Origin of the sequence: Waltera sp., assembly GCF_046969025.1 — a bacterium.
GTDB lineage: Bacteria > Bacillota > Clostridia > Lachnospirales > Lachnospiraceae > Acetatifactor > Acetatifactor acetigignens.
In genome coordinates, this window is the sequence record NZ_JBKVQF010000023.1 from 36,309 (window position 1) to 54,222 (window position 17,914).

Here is a 17,914-nt window from a genome sequence, read left to right on the forward strand (position 1 = left end):
CGGGGAAGTCAAGAAGCCGGGGCGTAGGAGAAAGAAAAGTAAGAATAAGCCCCGGGGAAATCAAGAAGCCAGTGTGCAGAAGGAGGAAAAGTGAAAACTACACGCGAAAATATACAAAACAGAATAGAAGAAATTAATAAGGAATTAGAAAAGATAACAAAATTGGACAAAAAATTTCCGCAAGGAGAATTGCAATGCTTCAAAAATGAAAACCGCTACAAATGGAAAGTAAAAGAGGAAAATGGAATACGCTATCTTCCGAAAACCGAAAGAAATCAGGCAGAAATACTGGCATTGAAGAAATACTATGAGTATAGAAAAAAGGAATTGGAGAGTGAAGCAGCGGGATGGGAAGCCTACTTGAAGAAGACAGACAAGATTAAAATAAACTCCGAACATCTATTAAATCATCCGGAATATGGAAAATTGCTGGCTAAGAATTTCAGACCATTGGATAAGGAACTAGAGCGGTGGCAGGAGGAACCCTATGAAAAATGTACAAAGCATCCGGAAAATTTATTGGTACAAGGAACGCATGGGAAGATGTTGCGGTCTAAATCAGAAGCAATTATTGACAGAGCACTATATCAAAACAAAATACCATTCCACTATGAAGAAAAACTGATTTTGGATGGAATAATGTTATATCCGGACTTCGTGATGCGACATCCCTTTACGGGACAATATTTCTATTGGGAGCACTTTGGGATGATGGATAATCCGGATTATTGCAATCATGCTTGTGACAAAATAAAGCTATATTGCCGACATGGTATCATTCCTTCGGTAAATCTGATTCTCACCTATGAAACAAAGCAGTGTCCTCTGAATGCAGACAAAGTAGAAATGATCTTGCAGGAATATTTTGGTTGTAGCAAATGGGATGCCGTGGTAGGATAAAACATATCAGTAATAGTAAAATAAGGGGGATATGCAAAATGAAGCACCTGATCATTGTAAAATTTAAAGAGAATATATGGAACCGGGAGGATGCGGCGAGCAGGGAGATGCTTGCGGACATCAAGAAGATCTTCAATCGGACGAAGCAGATAGAAGGCGTTCATACGGTGAACATTTATGAAAATGTGACGCCGAGACCGAACCGTCATGACCTGATGATCGAAATGGAGATGGATCCGGAGGCGCTGCCTGTGTACGATGCTTCTGCGACCCATCAGGAATGGAAGGCAAAGTACGGGAAGTATATTCAGACTAAGACCATTTTTGATTACGAATAAAAGAAAATCAGCATGAAAGAATACCAACATCTGATCGGCAGGATAATCATTGTGGCAGCTATTGTGATTGCGGAAGATTGACCGCACATGCGCTGGAGCAGCTGGATGGAAGTATTGGTGCAGGTTTTAATACGATTGCAAGTCAGATCTATTAACAGATGACAGAAGGGCTGGAGGCAGCTATGGAAGAATTTGATATCAGAGAAGCTACGCCGGAAGATGCGGAGAAGATCATCGCATATTTAGCGCAGGTAGGTGGAGAGACAGATTATCTGTCCTTTGGAAAAGAAGGGCTTCCTATTTCGACAGAAGAGGAAGAGAAATTTATACAGAATATAAATAAGGAGGAACATTCCGTTCTCTATGTAGTATGGAAAAATGGAGAGATTATCGGAGATGCCAGTCTAAGCGGATTTTCCAGAAGGATGAGCCACCGCGCCGAATTCGGAATCTCTGTGGTCAAGTCGGAATGGGGGCAGGGAATTGGCAGTGCTCTATTGCAAAAGATTATTGATTATGCAAAAGAACATACGATAGAACTGATCAATCTGGAAGTTAGAAGCGATAATATACGAGCTATTCATGTCTATGAGAAATATGGCTTCCGGAAAATCGGGACCTCGCCGGCGTATTTTAAGATCGACGGGGAATACTACGATTTTGATCTGATGGTATTAGATCTTAGATAGGAAAGCTACAAAGAAACACAAAGGAGCCATAACACCATGGAATTTTTTGACATCGTAGATGAAAAAGGCATTCCCACAGGGGAGAGCATAGAACGCACACAGGCACATAAAAAGGGTATCCGTCACAGAACTGCCCATATCTGGATCATAAGAGAACAGGATGGGAAGGCACAGTTGTTATTGCAGAAACGCTCTGCAGAAAAAGACAGCTTTCCGGGGAGGTTCGATACTTCTTCCGCCGGACATATTCAGGCGGGGGACGAGCCGGAGGAATCTGCAATACGGGAACTTTACGAAGAACTGGGAATCCAGGCATCTAAAGAGGAGCTGCAATTCGCCGGATGCTTTGATATTCAATACGAAAAGGAATTTCATGGAAAAATGTTTCGGGACAACGAGGTTGCATTCGTCTATATGTACACTAAGCCGGTAGATGTTGCGAAGCTTATCCTGCAAAAAGAGGAAGTGGAGAGTGTGGAGTGGTTCGATATGGAGGAACTGGATGCCGCATTGCAGCCGCCTAGAGATCAGCGATTCTGCGTTCCCATGGAGGGATTCCAAATCGCGAAACAATGGCTGGAGAGCAGAAAATAAAGGCTGATCACTTCGCATAGATAGTAGAGCCAGAGAAGGAGATCGCTGAGACGCTGATGGAGGCAGAAGAATTCCGACAGGCAGAGAGAAGATAGGTATGCGCAGGTGTACCTGGCAACAGATAAGTAAAGCATATAAGTGGACAATAAAAAAGAACTGTCTTCCTGGGAAGCCAGTTCTTTTTATTGTCAATATAGCTTAATATCTGATGAAATTACTTCACAGTCACGGAAGTGATGTGAGGGTTCACACCTTCGTACCAGTACAGGAAACCTTCCATATCGATGGTGTCACCGATCTTTAAGTTCTTTACAGCGTTGTAAACATCGGTGGTGTTGTCGCACAGATAAGACTCAACGGTGAAGGTATAGGTCTGACCATTCAGAGAAACGTTGAAGTACAGGTCGTTACCGTCTTCACCGGAACCATCGTAGTTGTACAGGAAAGCAACATCATTGCCGGTGGCATCCTGGCTGGCTTCTACAGTCATACCCTTGAAAGCTACGAACTGGTTCTGATAGTTGATCAGATCATCAGTACCTAACAGATCGGTCACATCGGTAACGGGAGCGATGTAGCTGCCCTCTTCGATCTCGAAGGTAGCACCTTCAGCAATCTCTACTTCACCGGACCACTCGGTCTTATAACCGGTTACTTTGATCTTGGTACCGGGTACCAGCTTAGCATAATCCTCTTCGGAACATACGGAATTGTAGATGAAGTAAGCACCATCCTGATCCTGGGTGTACAGGGTAGCCTTATCTTCCCACCAGGACTGTTTAGCCTGAACATAAGCCTCGATCACAACTTCGGAATCGAGATCAGCAGCCATGTACTCTTCGTAGGTCATAACACCCTCGGACTTCTCATCAGCAACAGCTTCAGCAGCCTCGGTAGAAGCTTCCGTAGCAGCGGCTTCGGTAGTAGCGGCTTCGGTAGTAGCAGCCTCGGTGGTGGCAGCAGCGGTAGATTCAGCAGCAACGTCTGCATTGCTGTTTCCACATGCAGCGAGAGACAGAACCAGAGCCATAGCCATGGTTAATGCAAGTGTCTTCTTTTTCATAATAATCCTCCATTCCTGCGCTTGTGGCGCATATGGGTCTGTGCAGATACACAGACATCTCCTCAATTTATCCGGCGCATTCAGACACCGAACAGTTCCATTATACCTGAAACGTAAGATAAATCAAGGCTTTTTGCAAAAAGAGCCCCATGCGCAGGATAATACCACCAGATATTATCTTACGAATGGGGCTGAAAAATTACTTCTTTCTGTTTTTTAAATATTCCAGCCCTACATACAGGAGGATCAGAACCCAGGTGACTGCAAGTGTGCTTAACAGGATCACGGAAGCCCGGGGCATGGCACCCAGTTCCTTTTTGCCGAAGGAGGCATCACTTCCCTGACCGAGACGGTACAGGCTTTCTACATCGCTGTAAAGCTTTTGTATGTAGGTATCATCCACAGTCTCTTTTCTGCGGGTGGACTTCACCACGTTTTCAATCAACTGTCCGGAGGCATCACGTAAGGATGCGGAACCGTTAAATACCGGTGTAACGAAGGTGTTGTCTACGTTGTCAAGCAACAGTTTGGAAGCCTCAATTTTCACCGCATAATGCGTACTGTTATCCGCACCGCATTCGGACAGATAATCCTGATACTCTGCGGAGTTCTGTGCCTTAGAGGTTACAGGTACATAGCCTTCTGTCTCGGAATAAGCAATCTGCACATCGTTGGTGAGCAGATACTGGGCAAACAGCCAGGATGCCAGTACTTCCTGGGAGTCTGATTTATTGAAGACGCAGACGGAAGGACCCTGGGAGATCATTTCGGGATGTTCCGGGTCAAACTGGGGAATCATCCGCACGGCGGTCTCAAACTGCACCAGAGAATCCTCGCTGATATCCGACAGCGGAGCGTCCGTACCCATCCAGGTGGCTCCGGCGGTGGAATCAATGGCGAAAATACATTGCCCGGCATTCAGGAAGTTCGCAGGATAACCGGAGATCTTGAAGGTGGAAAAAGCACCACTTTTTACATGTCCGGCAATACCATACAGGAGATCCGTGGTAGTATCGTTGAAAAGTTCAATGCTGCCGTCAGCCGTGGAATATCCTGCGTTCTTTTGCTTTAACATCTGGATCATCATATTGTCGGTGGACTTGTAGATAAACGGGATCAGTACATTCTGCCCATTGACTACATAGGTGCCGTCCGCATTTTGTGCGGTGGCAGCCTCGGAGACTTCCCAGATGAAGTCCCAGGTCAGTACATCCGGCAGAGTATATCCAAGATTTTCCACGTAGGTCTTATTCACGTAGCAGGCCTCGGTGGAACGCATGTAAGGAACGGCATAGTAATGACCGTCGATGGAGCATTCATTCAAAAACTGAGGAATGACTTCTTCTCTGGCAGGACCGTCATAGGCAAGCTCCGTGCCGCCCAGACCGTATTTTTCATCGGCAAACAGGTCATCCAGAGGAACTACGGTATTCTGCCCGGTGAGGTAGGTGGCAATGTGATCCGGGTAGGTGATGCAGACATTGGGTGTCGTATTGGTGGAAATATTGGTAATGACATCGTTGTAAATTTTGCCGTAATCCGTGTATAGATTCAGGTTCACCGTGATATTGGGATACAGGGCTTCAAAATCCGCAATGGCTTTCTTGTAGATTTCCGTCTGGGTTTTGTTGGTATCATTTTTCGCCCAGAAGGTGATCTCATAGTTCCTGGAAGTATCGAATTCCTCAGGAACAGTGAATTCCGGCAGGCCTTTCGAACCATGGCAGCCGGTCAGGGACAGAGACAGAGTGCCCACGGCACATAATAATGCCAGTTTTTTGCTGAATCGACTCATCCTTTGGTACCTCCTCTGGCAACGCCTGCCATGACTTTTTTACGGAATACGAGGAACAACACCACCAGAGGAACGGAAATCACGACCACCGCAGCCATCATGGCGGGGATGTTCTCTCTGCCGAAACCATTCTCACGGATCTCCTGGATGCCGTTGGATACCAGATAGTAATCCGGATCATCGGTGATCAGTCTGGGCCACACATAGGAGTTCCAGCATTCAATAACCTTCAGAATCACGATGGTGATCAGCGTGGGTTTGCAGATGGGCACCATGACCTTGCGCAGATATCGCAGATCGGAAGTACCGTCTACCTTGGCGGCATAATACAGCTCGTCCGGAATCTGTGCGAAATTCTCCCGCAGCAGATAGATATAAAATACGCTAGTCACGGAAGGCAGGATCAGACCGGTGAAGGTATTGCGCAGATCCAGATTCGTGATGGTAGTGAAATTCGTAATGACCACCAGTTCATTGGGAATCATCATCAGAGATAAAAATAACGTAAAGATCAGATCTTTTCCGGCAAAGTTCAACCTTGCAAAAGCGAAGGCTGCCAGGGTGATGACCACCAGCATGATGGCAGTGGTGACCACGGTGAAAAACAAAGTGTTCCACAGGTATCTTCCCAGAGAAACAGTGGTAAAAGCGTCCACGTAGTTCTGCAAAGTGGGAGACAGGGTGAAAAACTTCGGAATATATTCTGCATTATAGGAGCCGTAGCTTTTTACGGAGGTCAGTACCATCCAGTAAAAAGGGAACAGTACGATCAGTGCCCACAGACACAGAAAAAAGTAGACGATCCCATTGCGGATATTGCCGCGGATCCGGGTGCGTTTCTCGATTTTTTCATAATCAGATGTAACATCAGACATCACAAAGACCTCCTTTCCTATACATAGTGGACATGCTTTTTGCTGACCAGCAGATTGATGCAGGTGATGGTCAGGACGATGGCAAACAGCAGGATCGCCGCTGCGGAAGCATAGGAAGGATAGCCGCCGCTGTCACCGTAGAGCATATCGTAGACGTAGCCGACAATGGTATTCATCTCTGCGGCATTTAAGTTCGTGCCGAACAGCGCCACGGCATCACTGTAGGCTTTGAATGCGCCGATAAAGCCGGTGATGATCAGGTAGAATACCATGGGGGAGATCATGGGCAGTGTGATCTTGGTGAACATCCGGAAACGGGAAGTGCCGTCCACTCTTGCCGCATTGTAGTACATGGGGTTCACACTGGCGAGAGCACTGGTCAGGATCAGAATCTTAAAAGGCATAACGATCCAGATGGTGTAAAAGCACAGCACGAACATTTTCGCCCAGTAGGGTCCGTCGATGAAATCCACGGAGCTGCCGCCGAAAAACTGAATCAGCAGATTGATCAGACCGTCGGAGTAAGGGGTCTTTTTGAAAAGAATCATGAAGACCAGACCGACCGCCAGAGTATTGGTCACATAGGGCAGGAAAAATATGGTCTGGAACAGATCCCGCAGCGGTTTGATGGAGCTTAAGGCAGCGGAGATCAAAAGCGCCAGTCCGGTGGAGACCGGAACGGTGATGATGACCAGAATGAAGGTATTTTTCAATGCCTGTAAAAAGTACGGATCGTGGAGCACATAGGAGTAATTGTACATTCCTACGCCGTAAAAGGTCTGGGATGCGGAATTGTAACCCTCTTCAAAGGAGTACACGAATACGTCGATGAGAGGATAGATCATAAAAGCACCCAGGAACAGGAATGCCGGCAGGAGATAGAGCCAGGCTTTCAGATTTTGCTTTTCCATAGGATATCTGCCTTTCTAGAAACGGATGCGTTCTTCGGTGTCGGTACTAAAGAGAAATACTTTTGCGGGCTTTAAGGCAAAATGTACTTTCCCGGTGGGAAGAGATCTGCCTTCGTCCGCATCAATGATGGAACGGATGGTAACGTTCTGGGATTTCTCATGGGTGGAAACAATGCTCACATCCCGGCCCATGACCTCCAGACGCACCAGATCGCAGGAGAGAGGTCCGTCCTCTTTTAAGATGAAGCCTTCCGGGCGGATGCCGACATGCACGGGCTGGTCCGCTACTCCGGGAGTGGACAGGACAGCCTCGGAGCCAATGTATAACTGCTCATTTTTTACCTCACCGGAAAATACATTGATGGGAGGCGTGCCGAGGAACTTTGCAACGAACAGATTCACGGGATCATCGTATACGTTCTGGGGCTTGCCGATCTGCTGTACGATACCGTCCTTCATCACGACGATCATATCGGAGATGCTCATGGCTTCGTCCTGATCGTGGGTAACGAAGATGGTGGTGATCTGTGTCTCCTGCTGGATCCGGCGGATCTCTTCTCTGGTCTGGAGACGGAGTCTGGCATCCAGATTTGAGAGGGGCTCATCCAAAAGAAGAACGCGAGGCAGCTTGACTAAGGCTCTGGCGATGGCAACACGCTGCTGCTGACCGCCGGAGAGCTCATTGGGTTTGCGCTCTAACAGGTGGTCGATCTGTACCAGCTTTGCTGCTTCCAGCACGCGCTTGCTCATCTCTTCTTTGGAAAGCTTGTCAGCACCCTTCAGGTTCTCTAAGGGGAACTGAATATTTTTCTCCACAGTGAGGTGGGGGTAGAGGGCATAGTTCTGGAACACCATGCCGACACCGCGGTTCTCGGGAGGAAGTCCGGTGACATCATCTTCGCCGAAAAAGATTTTGCCATCGGTGGGTTTCAGCAGACCGCAGATCAGATTCAGGGCAGTACTTTTGCCACAGCCGGAGGGACCTAAGAGTCCGATCAGCTTGCCGTCGGGGATCTCGAAGTCGAAGTCATTCACGGCAATGACATCCTCACGGTTCTTCCTGCCGCGGACAGGACCGCGGGCGGGGAATTTCTTGGTCAGATGCTGTAATACGATTTTCATGTGTATATTTCCTTTCTTATAATGAATCTAATGAATTCAAAATGGCTGACCAGTTCAGTCCGCGCCATTCGAAAAGCCGCGTTATCACGCTTTTGAACCTAAATCCCATAGGAGTCCTTCAAAATCGCAAATGATTTTCAGATTCCATAGGAATCTTTCAAATCATTCGATATATGATCCAGGTCGGGGTATACGAAGCTTTCGGAGATGCCGAATACCCGCAGGCTTTCAATAAAGTATTGTTTCCGCCCGGAGGGAATAATGATCTTATACAGCATATTTTCATCGCAGATGTCTTCCAGACGTTCCAGAGAGTTATGTACGGTGAAGTTGGAGTACTGGGAATACATGCGGAGGTTGTTTTCCGTGGAGCTGCAAGCCAGGATCTTGTTTTTCAATTCCGGATTGTGGTGGTTGTGTTTGAAGGCGGGCAGCAGCATTTCCTGGGTGGTGTCCGCATCAATGGGATAGATGCAGTTGCCGAAGCCTTCCTTCTCGTTCAACAGACCCGGTGTCAGTACCCAGACGCAGGCATCGGTGTCCGGAGTCTCCCGGTAAGTCTCCGTGGCGAAAAATACGGCGATCAGGGGAGACTGAGTCCAGTCTAACATTCTCGTGGGCAGACCGTAGTGCTGCATCAGGGAGACCCAGCCGGCGTAATTGTGTTTGTCGGGAGGATTGTCCAGGATCTGTCTCGCCCGGATATAGAAATCATTGGCAATATAGCGTTCGGAGTCCAGTCTTTTCTGGCTTCGTTGGATGGAAGGGATCAGAGTCAGATCCGCGTTCTCTTCCCCGCGGAACCAGAGGCGGACGCCGTGCTTTTGGCGTAACGTACTGACGAACTGCAGGAGTTCATCGATGGTGCTTACTTTTTGTGTTAACATGATAGACCTCGTTCTTATTTTATCCTAGTTGGATGCCTGCGGATTGTTTTGTGCTATTCGCATATCGGGGCATCAAGCTACTTTATTATAGATGGTTTTTCTCAGTTGTACAAGTATCCATTCTGTGGTATGGTAAAAGAAAGAATACGGAAAACGTTTTTATAATAAAAATAAAGCACACAGGAAGGAGTACACTATGGCAAAATGGCTTGATAATGCAATCTTTTATGAAATTTATCCCCAGTCTTTTCTGGATACCAATGGTGACGGTATCGGTGATTTTCAGGGTATCATAGAAAAACTGGATTATATTAAGGAACTGGGATGTAATGCGATCTGGATGAATCCCTGTTTTGCATCCCCCTTCGGAGACGCAGGCTATGATGTGGCGGACTACTATCAGGCAGCTCCCAGATACGGCACCAATGCGGACCTGAAGCGCCTGTTTAACGAAGTACACAAGCGGAATATGCATATCCTGTTAGACCTGGTGCCGGGACATACATCTGTGGCACATCCCTGGTTTAAGGAGTCCTGTAAGGCAGATCGTAATGAATTTACTGATCGTTATATCTGGACCGACAGCACCTGGGGACAGCTGGAAAACATGGGAAGTCTGTGCGGTATCTCCGAGAGAGAGGGCTCAGTGATCGTGAACTTTTTCGCACACCAGCCGGCACTCAATTACGGATTTTATAAAAAGACACAGGACTGGCAGCAGGATCCCGATGATCCGGGTCCTAAGGCGACGCTTGCAGAGATGGAAAATGTCATGCGGTTCTGGATCGGCATGGGCTGTGACGGCTTCCGTGTGGATATGGCAGGTTCTCTGGTGAAAAATGATGAGGACAGCAAGGGAAACATTGCTCTGTGGAGAAAGGTAAGAGCGTTCCTGGATGCAGAGTTCCCCGAGGCAGTGCTGGTATCCGAATGGGGAGAACCGGACAAGTCCCTGCAGGGCGGCTTCCATATGGACTTTTTACTTCATTTTGGACCGTCTCATTATAACGATCTGTTCCGCTGCGAGGAGCCTTTCTTCTCCGGAAGAGGTAAAGGCGATGTGGCAGCCTTCGTGGAGAAATATAAGGAAAATTATGAAAAGGCACAGCGCAAGGGTCTGATCTGTATTCCCTCCGGCAACCATGATATGGATCGTCTGGCGAGAAGCATTCATGGGGAGGAATTAAAGGTGGCATTTGCATTCCTTCTGTCCATGCCAGGTGCACCGTTCCTGTATTACGGTGATGAGATTGGTATGCGCTATGTGGAAAATCTGCACTCCGTAGAGGGCGGTTACGGACGCACCGGTTCCCGCTCGCCCATGCAGTGGGATCATACCACCAACGCCGGTTTCAGCGCAGCACCGAAGGAAAAGCTCTATGTCAAACAAGATGAATCTGCAGACCGTCCCACGGTGGAAGCGCAGATGGCAGATCCGGATTCCCTGTATCATGAGATTCAGAAATTAATTAACATCCGTCAGGCGCACAGCGCATTGCAGAGCCGTGGAGAGATCGAGTTTGTCTATGCCGAGGAAAAACAATATCCTCTGGCGTATCTGCGCAGTGACGACAAGGAGAAGATTCTGGTCATCATCAATCCGGCGGACAGAGAGGCCAGCTTCGACGGAGACTATGCGGTAAAGGAAGCTTTGTATATCTTCGGCGGGGAAGCTGCATTTGCAGGCGGAAAGGTTACTGTGCCCGGGGGCAGCGCCGGATTTTATCTGTTGTAGTTGGTAGAATGTATTTTAAAAGAAGTGGATGATCAGTCTGGCGTAACGGAGGAGCTTTCGAAAAAATGATTGCGGCATCTCTAAAAAAATATGCTATAATGAGCGTAATGCTAGAGTATAAATGAAAAGAGAACCGTATGAATCAGGTAAATTATCAGAAAGAATTAGAGAAAATTTTAAATACCTTACAGGAGAAGGGCGAGGCAGCGTCGGATTACCGGCCGCCCCGCCTGTTTCTGCATAGCTGCTGTGCACCATGCAGCAGCTATTGTCTGGAATATCTGTGCCGTTATTTTTTGATCACGGTATTTTATTACAATCCCAACATTTCCTTTTCGGAAGAATACCGAAAGCGCGTGGCGGAGCAGAAGCGTCTGATCGACGCTTATAATAAAGAAGAAAAGGGATGGCCCATCGACATCGTGGAGGGAGATTATGAACCGGAGCGTTTTTATGAGATGGCGAAGGGCTACGAGAACTGTCCCGAAGGGGGAGAGAGGTGCTTCCGCTGCTTCGACCTGCGGCTGCGCAGGACTGCGGAGCTGGCGGCAGATGGCGGTTATGACTATTTTGCCACGACCCTGACCATCAGCCCTCTGAAAAATGCGGCGAAGATCAATGAGATCGGGCAGGCACTGTCCGGGGAATATGGTATCCCCTGGCTGCCCTCGGATTTCAAGAAAAAGAACGGGTATAAGAGATCCATCGAACTGTCCGCAGAGTATGAGCTGTACCGGCAGAATTACTGCGGCTGTGCCTTTTCCAAGGCGGAGCGGGAAGCACAGATTGCAAATGCGTAATTGCGTCTTGCGGGATGAGGAATTTTAGGATATAGTAGAAATATTGAAAACAGCGCAGAAGCGTGAGAGATAGAAATTGTGACTGCACAAGATATTCCGGTACATTACAGGAAGTAACGGAATACCGGCAGATTACTGAAAGGTATGAGGATTGACTGACATGAAGAAATTTTTAGAAATGCTGACAGAGGAAATGCAGCAGGCATTTACCGCAGCAGGCTATGACGGAAGCTTAGGAAAAGTAATGCTTTCCAACCGTCCTGACCTGTGCGAATATCAGTGTAACGGCGCCATGGCGGGAGCCAAGCTGTATAAAAAAGCCCCCATCATGATCGCAAACGACGTGGCAGAGCAGTTAAAAGACAGCAAGGTATTTTCCGAAGTGGTGGCAGTAGCCCCCGGATTCCTGAACCTGAAGGTCAGTGAGACATTTTTGCTCACCTATTTACAGGGCATGGAGGCAAATGAAAAATTCGGTCTGGAGAAGCCCGAACATCCCAAGAAGATCATTATCGACTACGGCGGCCCCAACGTGGCAAAACCTCTGCATGTGGGACATTTACGTTCCGCAGTGATCGGTGAGAGCGTAAAACGCATCAGCCGCTATGTGGGACATGAGGTTATCGGTGATGTGCATCTGGGTGACTGGGGATTACAGATGGGTCTGGTCATCACCGGTTTACAGGAGAGACAGCCGGATCTGGTATATTTTGATGAGAACTACACCGGGGAATATCCCGAAGAGGCACCTTTTACCATCAGCGAACTGGAGGAGATCTATCCAGCAGCCAGTGCAAAGTCCAAGGAAGATCCCGAGTACAAGGCAAAGGCAATGGAGGCAACCTTCAAATTACAGAGCGGTGTCAGAGGCTACCGTGCCCTGTGGAAGCACATTATCAATGTGTCTGTGAACGACCTGAAGAAGAATTATTCCAAATTAAACGTAGAATTCGATCTGTGGAAGGGAGAGAGCGATGTCCATGACATCATCCCGGAGATGGTCGCTTATATGAAGGACAACGGCTATGCACACTTAAGTGAGGGTGCGTTGGTAGTGGATGTCAAGGAAGATACCGACACCAAGGAGATCCCTCCCTGCATGATCTTAAAGTCCGACGGGGCCTCTCTGTACAATACCACAGACCTGGCTACTATTATGGAGCGTATGAAGCTGTATCATCCCGACGAGCTGATCTACGTGGTGGACAAGCGTCAGGAATTGTACTTCGAGCAGGTATTCCGCTGTGCCCGCAAGACGAAATTGGTAGAACCCGAGACCGAGCTGAAGTTCTTGGGCTTCGGTACCATGAACGGCAAGGATGGCAAACCCTTCAAGACCAGACAGGGCGGTGTTATGCGTCTCGAGAACCTGATCAAGGATACCCAGGATGAGATGTACAAAAAGATCAAGGAAGGCCGCGATATGGAAGATGCCGAGGCGAGAAAGGTAGCGGACGTGGTAGCTATCTCCGCGTTAAAATACGGTGATCTGTCCAATCAGGCATCCAAGGATTATGTTTTTGATATCGACCGTTTCACCTCCTTCGAGGGAGATACCGGCCCCTACATCCTGTATACCATTGTGCGAATCAAGTCTATTTTGAATAAATACAAGGAGCAGGGCGGAGACCTGACCGCTGTAAAATTACAGCAGCCCGGTAATGCGTCCGAGAAAGAGCTTGCCATGGAACTGGCACAGTTCAATACCATGATCGCTACCGCTGGAGAAGAACTGGCACCCCATAAGGTATGTGCCTATATTTACGATCTTGCCAATGCGTTCAACCACTTCTACCATGAGACCAAGATCTTAGGCGAAGAGAATGAGGAGCGTAAGCAGGGACTGGTAGCACTTTTAGTGCTGACCAGAGATATCCTGGAGACCTGTATTGATATGCTGGGATTCGAAGCTCCGGAGAAAATGTAATAAAAATAATATCTATTTAGTAAACCCGCTGAAAAACGGGGACACAAAGCCAGATGGGTCTAAGGTCTGAACATAGAGAAAAATCAGACTATGACAGCCGGTTGCAGCAGATTCCTGAGTGTAGGGGAGTATGTTTATCGTGAGCCGTCTGTCAGTGCACATTTTTGGCAGACGGCTTTTATTGTGCCGTAGAAGGGGAAAACGATGTCTTTAAACTATGAGCAGAACGAAAATGACATCCTGAATAAATTATTGCCGGAATATAGACAGCATTCTGTACAAAGAAAAAGCAATCCAGAAGCAGTTACAGGACACATTGGAGAAAGTGAAGCTGAGTAACGAGATCATTTCCTCCATCGCCAGAACTTACCAGTATATTTCACGGATCGATATTCAGGCAGATTATTTCGAAGAGATCAATAACCGGGATACCGAGCATCTGAAGTTCACGAAATCGGGAAAGCTGTCGGAAAGCAATGAAAAGGTATGCAGACAATACGTGGCGGAGGAGTATCAGGAGGCATTTTTCAAATTTGTGGATCTGAAGACCCTGCCGGAACGCATGAAGAATGAAGAGACGTTAGTCCTAGAATACCGGATGAAGGATGGCGACTGGCACAGACTCCGTTTTGTGGAAAAAAAGAGAGACGAAAACGGTGTACTGACCCATGTGCTCTGCCTGATCCGCAGCATCAGCGATACCAAGAAGTGGGAACATGAACTGATGTATCAGGTGGAGGAAGCCAGGAAGGCAGCAGCTTTGAAGGCCCGTTTCCTGTCAAATATGAGTCATGATATCCGGACACCCATGAATGGCATTATCGGCACGCTGAATCTGGCAAACCGTTATCCGGATGATCTGGAGGTACAGAGAAAGTGCCGGGAACAGATCATGACTTCATCGAAGTATCTGGTCTCTATCGTGAATGATATTCTGGATATGAACAAACTGGAGTCGGGAGGTGTAGTGGAACAGGAGATTCCGTTTAATCTGGCAGAACTGCTGAACCGGGTTAACCTCGGCAAGCAGAAGCAGGCGGCAGAAAAGAATGTGGAATATATTGTTGACTGGGAACAGAGTGATATCCGCCATATGGATCTGGCAGGGAATCCAATCTATGTGGAGAGACTGCTGACCAATATTTCTGATAATGCGGTTAAATTTACCGGACCGGGCGGCAGTGTGCGTGTCTGGTGTGCAGAAAAATATGCGGACGAGGAGCGGGTAGTCTATGAATTCGGCTGTGCCGATACTGGTATCGGCATGAGTGAAACCTTTCTGGAACATGCTTTTGAACCGTTCACGCAGGAGAATGAGACCAGCAGATCCAGGTACGAAGGCACAGGACTGGGACTTGCCATTGCAAAGAAAATCGTGGACAGGCTGGATGGAGACATTGCCATAGAGAGTAAAAAAGGCGTCGGAACTACTGTGACCATGACACTTCCGTTCAAAATCGGGGAACCGGTGGAGAAGGAGAAGAACGTAAACTATGAGGAAATCCCGGTGGAAGGTCTGCGGGCGCTGTTAGCAGAGGACAATGAACTCAACATGGAGATCACAAAATTCATGCTGGAGGATTACGGGATCCACGTAGAGTGCGCTGCAGACGGAGAAGAGGCGGTACAAAAGTTCAAAAATCTGAGCTGGGATATTACGATGTGATCTTCATGGACATTATGATGCCGAAGCTAAATGGCTGGGATGCCACCCGCAGGATCCGGTCCATGAAACGGTCGGATGCCGGAAATGTCCCCATCATTGCCATGAGCGCCAATGCCTTTGCGGAAGACATTATCAACAGCCGATGGATGAAAAGAAGCTGTTGGAAACAGTGAAGGAATGCATTATGTTCCGGGACCATTCCTGAAGAAACAGCATAGAAACAGCCTAGAAAAGGGCAGAGGATATCCTCTGTCCTTTTCCTATATTAGGATGACTTATCGTGCAACATTACGTACTGAAAATGGTGGGACAACCGGATATAATAGCTACAAAGACAGGAGTTTTTTCTGTGAAGCATGTGGCCTACATTATGGAAAGGAGAAAAATTATGATTTCATTTATATTGTGTCTGTTGCTGTTAACCATTTTATTCGGAATCGCATATAAGATTACCGGGGCAATTTTAAAGGCCTGTGTGTGGCTGCTGATCCTGTTGCCCATCGGCCTCATCCTGTCGGGCGTGGGAGTGATCTTCTGCTGTACAATCATTTTAATACCGGTAGGGATCGGAATTATCAAGGCCGGGATCCGGATGATATTGCCGGGGTAAAGAAATAAAATGATAACAGACTGCCTGATGTGTGGTAAAATAAAGTTATCGCATATCAGGCAGTTTCATTATTATTGATATATAGTATTGATAAATCAGGAAAGGTGATGGCATATGGAGATCAAAAGTATACTGATCAAAGATACAACGAGAGAAGAGCGGATCCGCATTATACAGGAGGGTTTGAACCAGTGCGGTGGAGCCTGTGACTTCTGCAACGGTTGTGATAATCTGGGCGGTGGTTCCGTGGATACATTTTATGAACCGTACATTAACGGGGAGAAGGAACTGCGGCAGCTGAATGAGGAATACAGAAGCAACATGGGACTGGTGAGATAGGAGACGGGCTATGTTTTTCATACCGTGTATTAAGTGGAATAAGCACTATTATGTGCGGACAAGCTGCTGTAATACGCTGTATGAACTGGATCCGGAGATGGGAAAGGCCATTGCCCGGGGAGAGCAGGTACTGATTCGCCCGGAGCATTTGCAGAGAATTTCAAAAGTGACCTATGGGTATAACTATAAACATTGCAATTACTGTGGGTATGAGACAGCAGAAAATTTTGAGTATTGCCCAAAGTGCGGTAAGAAATTTTAAAAGCGAGAGGGGACGTGAATCTGTCTCGATTTCAAAAGGGAGTGTTACTCACAAGGACCATTGTCTTTCCAGGCACCTTTCCATTTTGGTTTTTCTGTGGAACGTTTTGGTAGATTCATAGTGTTCATCAGGCGGTCCACTCTGCCGAGACTGATGTTTATGCCATAATCACGTTCTAATACACGACGGATCTTGTAAGCACCAAGAGAGTTATCGTAATCAGTATAGATTTGTAAAAGGTGCTTACGAATCAACGGATTTTCTTTTGTACGAGGTGCTAAATCTGAATAAAAGTGCTTGTAATAAGTACTGCGATTTATGCGAAGAACTCGACAAAGAGTTTTGATATCGTATTGATGACGCAGCTTATGCACGGCATCTAATCGTTGCTTGAGTGTGGCGTGAATATGGCAATCGCTTTTTTTAGTATTTGGTTTTCTTCTTCCAGCTGAGCCATACGTTTTTGAAGCTCTTTCACCTGCTTTGCAGTAAGAACTTCACCGTCATCAGTTTCAACAGTTGAATACTGTTTGACCCATCTGGAAAGAGCAGTTTGAGATACGCCGTACTCTTTGATAAGAGAGGCCTGAGTTTTACCATTGTGGTAAAGCTCAACGAGGGTTCGTTTGAAATCCTCATCGTAATGTTGTTTTGTGGACATAAAAGATACCTCCTTTTGGTGTCTATGTTAATAGTAAGTCTATTTAACCAATGTGTCCACTTTTATAAGTATAATGCAGGTAGTACACATGATAAGAATTGCTGTTTGTGATGATGAAAATGTAATTGTGAATCAGATAGAGCATATAATTTCTGAAGTATGCAAGCGGGAAAGCATTCCCGTGAATATTGATGTTTTTTACAGTGGTAGGGAACTCAAAAGGCAGGTTACATCAGGAACAAAGTATGACATCATCTTTTTGGATATTCAGATGAAGGGTGGCGATGGCATCACTGCGGCTGAAAATATACGGAAGGTGGATGATAATGTACTTCTGATTTATGTATCAGGCTATGATAAATATATGATGGAATTGTTCCGGTTGGATGTATTTGGATTTATAAAGAAACCAATCGATGAGGAGATATTGACAAAGACATTTCTGGAAACTTATCAGAGAGTCTGCAGTAAAATGGTCTATTTTACCTTTTCTTATAAGCATGAAGAATATAAAATTCTATGTAAAGAGATTTTATACTTTGAAAGCAATGCCAGGAAAGTTACAATATATACGCAAAACGGGGAGCATTACACATTTAACGGGAAACTGTCAGAGATAGAACAAAAAATGTCAGATGGAAAAATACCTTTTTTGAGAGTACATCAGTCTTATCTGGTAAATTATTATTGAACTAAATCGCTGCGCGATGGCCTTCGAAGGCTGTGGCGCAGTTTTCTCT

Annotated in this window: 22 protein-coding genes and 1 riboswitch; of the genes, 14 read left to right on the forward strand and 8 right to left on the reverse strand. The window is 46.7% G+C overall.

Going from position 1 to position 17,914, the window contains the following annotated elements; genetic code table 11:
• Positions 1-90: 90 nt before the first annotated feature.
• From ACLTOH_RS12205 to ACLTOH_RS12220, 4 genes are all read left to right on the forward strand, one after another.
• The gene (locus ACLTOH_RS12205; RefSeq protein WP_118731393.1) at positions 91-900 is read left to right on the forward strand and encodes a hypothetical protein; all 810 of its coding nucleotides are present in this window, start codon (positions 91-93) and stop codon (positions 898-900) included.
• Positions 901-938: 38 nt separating this feature from the next.
• On the forward strand, positions 939-1,238 hold the full coding sequence (locus tag ACLTOH_RS12210) for a Dabb family protein (protein ID WP_412224184.1): 300 nt from the start codon (positions 939-941) through the stop codon (positions 1,236-1,238).
• A 182-nt stretch (positions 1,239-1,420) separates the two neighbouring features.
• Complete coding sequence (locus ACLTOH_RS12215; protein WP_118538402.1) at positions 1,421-1,927, forward strand: GNAT family N-acetyltransferase; 507 nt, start codon at positions 1,421-1,423, stop codon at positions 1,925-1,927.
• A gap of 36 nt (positions 1,928-1,963) precedes the next feature.
• On the forward strand, positions 1,964-2,521 hold the full coding sequence (locus ACLTOH_RS12220; protein WP_119623505.1) for an NUDIX hydrolase: 558 nt from the start codon (positions 1,964-1,966) through the stop codon (positions 2,519-2,521).
• 214 nt (positions 2,522-2,735) lie between these two features.
• Here the strand turns inward: ACLTOH_RS12220 and ACLTOH_RS12225 are convergent, their stop codons facing one another.
• The 6 genes from ACLTOH_RS12225 to ACLTOH_RS12250 all read right to left on the reverse strand — a co-directional run bounded on the left by ACLTOH_RS12225 (position 2,736) and on the right by ACLTOH_RS12250 (position 9,174).
• Positions 2,736-3,584 (reverse strand): hypothetical protein, encoded by an 849-nt coding sequence (locus ACLTOH_RS12225; RefSeq protein WP_022312838.1) that lies wholly within the window; start codon positions 3,582-3,584, stop codon positions 2,736-2,738.
• 199 nt (positions 3,585-3,783) lie between these two features.
• Positions 3,784-5,379: an ABC transporter substrate-binding protein gene (locus tag ACLTOH_RS12230; protein WP_412224185.1), complete on the reverse strand. Its 1,596-nt coding sequence runs from the start codon at positions 5,377-5,379 to the stop codon at positions 3,784-3,786.
• Entirely contained in the window at positions 5,376-6,254 is an 879-nt protein-coding gene (locus tag ACLTOH_RS12235; protein ID WP_118669486.1) for a carbohydrate ABC transporter permease, read from the reverse strand. Before ACLTOH_RS12235 ends, ACLTOH_RS12230 begins: the two co-directional genes overlap by 4 nt.
• A gap of 17 nt (positions 6,255-6,271) precedes the next feature.
• Complete coding sequence (locus tag ACLTOH_RS12240) at positions 6,272-7,165, reverse strand: carbohydrate ABC transporter permease (protein ID WP_118669485.1); 894 nt, start codon at positions 7,163-7,165, stop codon at positions 6,272-6,274.
• 15 nt (positions 7,166-7,180) lie between these two features.
• Entirely contained in the window at positions 7,181-8,287 is a 1,107-nt protein-coding gene (locus ACLTOH_RS12245; protein WP_412224186.1) for an ABC transporter ATP-binding protein, read from the reverse strand.
• 137 nt (positions 8,288-8,424) lie between these two features.
• Positions 8,425-9,174, reverse strand: coding sequence for an FRG domain-containing protein (locus ACLTOH_RS12250; protein ID WP_118550627.1), 750 nt, complete (start codon positions 9,172-9,174; stop codon positions 8,425-8,427).
• 196 nt (positions 9,175-9,370) lie between these two features.
• Here ACLTOH_RS12250 and ACLTOH_RS12255 point away from each other — a divergent pair, with 196 nt between their 5' ends.
• The 9 genes from ACLTOH_RS12255 (at position 9,371) to ACLTOH_RS12295 (ending at position 16,513) form a co-directional block, all read left to right on the forward strand.
• Entirely contained in the window at positions 9,371-10,909 is a 1,539-nt protein-coding gene (locus ACLTOH_RS12255) for an alpha-amylase family glycosyl hydrolase (RefSeq protein ID WP_412224187.1), read from the forward strand.
• Between the two features lie 137 nt (positions 10,910-11,046).
• Positions 11,047-11,709 (forward strand): epoxyqueuosine reductase QueH, encoded by a 663-nt coding sequence (locus ACLTOH_RS12260; protein ID WP_022153389.1) that lies wholly within the window; start codon positions 11,047-11,049, stop codon positions 11,707-11,709.
• A gap of 160 nt (positions 11,710-11,869) precedes the next feature.
• Positions 11,870-13,636: an arginine--tRNA ligase gene (gene argS / locus ACLTOH_RS12265; RefSeq protein ID WP_412224188.1), complete on the forward strand. Its 1,767-nt coding sequence runs from the start codon at positions 11,870-11,872 to the stop codon at positions 13,634-13,636.
• Between the two features lie 8 nt (positions 13,637-13,644).
• Positions 13,645-13,745, forward strand: a riboswitch (cyclic di-GMP riboswitch).
• A 95-nt stretch (positions 13,746-13,840) separates the two neighbouring features.
• Positions 13,841-13,975, forward strand: coding sequence for a hypothetical protein (locus ACLTOH_RS12270; protein WP_255713338.1), 135 nt, complete (start codon positions 13,841-13,843; stop codon positions 13,973-13,975).
• On the forward strand, positions 13,962-15,302 hold the full coding sequence (locus ACLTOH_RS12275; protein ID WP_118538356.1) for a hybrid sensor histidine kinase/response regulator: 1,341 nt from the start codon (positions 13,962-13,964) through the stop codon (positions 15,300-15,302). The genes ACLTOH_RS12270 and ACLTOH_RS12275 overlap by 14 nt, the downstream gene beginning before the upstream one ends.
• Positions 15,303-15,307: 5 nt before the next feature.
• Positions 15,308-15,475, forward strand: a complete 168-nt coding sequence (locus ACLTOH_RS12280; protein WP_145985593.1) for a response regulator — start codon at positions 15,308-15,310, stop codon at positions 15,473-15,475.
• Positions 15,476-15,690: 215 nt separating this feature from the next.
• On the forward strand, positions 15,691-15,912 hold the full coding sequence (locus ACLTOH_RS12285; RefSeq protein ID WP_117466689.1) for a hypothetical protein: 222 nt from the start codon (positions 15,691-15,693) through the stop codon (positions 15,910-15,912).
• Positions 15,913-16,026: 114 nt separating this feature from the next.
• The gene (locus ACLTOH_RS12290; RefSeq protein ID WP_022153385.1) at positions 16,027-16,251 is read left to right on the forward strand and encodes a hypothetical protein; all 225 of its coding nucleotides are present in this window, start codon (positions 16,027-16,029) and stop codon (positions 16,249-16,251) included.
• Positions 16,252-16,261: 10 nt separating this feature from the next.
• On the forward strand, positions 16,262-16,513 hold the full coding sequence (locus ACLTOH_RS12295; RefSeq protein ID WP_117466691.1) for a zinc-ribbon domain-containing protein: 252 nt from the start codon (positions 16,262-16,264) through the stop codon (positions 16,511-16,513).
• Positions 16,514-16,557: 44 nt separating this feature from the next.
• Here the strand turns inward: ACLTOH_RS12295 and ACLTOH_RS12300 are convergent, their stop codons facing one another.
• Together ACLTOH_RS12300 and ACLTOH_RS12305 are read right to left on the reverse strand one after the other, a co-directional pair.
• The gene (locus tag ACLTOH_RS12300; RefSeq protein WP_227061970.1) at positions 16,558-16,887 is read right to left on the reverse strand and encodes an IS3 family transposase; all 330 of its coding nucleotides are present in this window, start codon (positions 16,885-16,887) and stop codon (positions 16,558-16,560) included.
• A gap of 5 nt (positions 16,888-16,892) precedes the next feature.
• Positions 16,893-17,174, reverse strand: coding sequence for an IS3 family transposase (locus tag ACLTOH_RS12305; RefSeq protein ID WP_022153383.1), 282 nt, complete (start codon positions 17,172-17,174; stop codon positions 16,893-16,895).
• Between the two features lie 88 nt (positions 17,175-17,262).
• Between ACLTOH_RS12305 and ACLTOH_RS12310 the strand changes: the two genes are divergently transcribed.
• On the forward strand, positions 17,263-17,865 hold the full coding sequence (locus tag ACLTOH_RS12310; RefSeq protein WP_412224189.1) for a LytR/AlgR family response regulator transcription factor: 603 nt from the start codon (positions 17,263-17,265) through the stop codon (positions 17,863-17,865).
• Positions 17,866-17,914 lie beyond the last annotated feature (49 nt).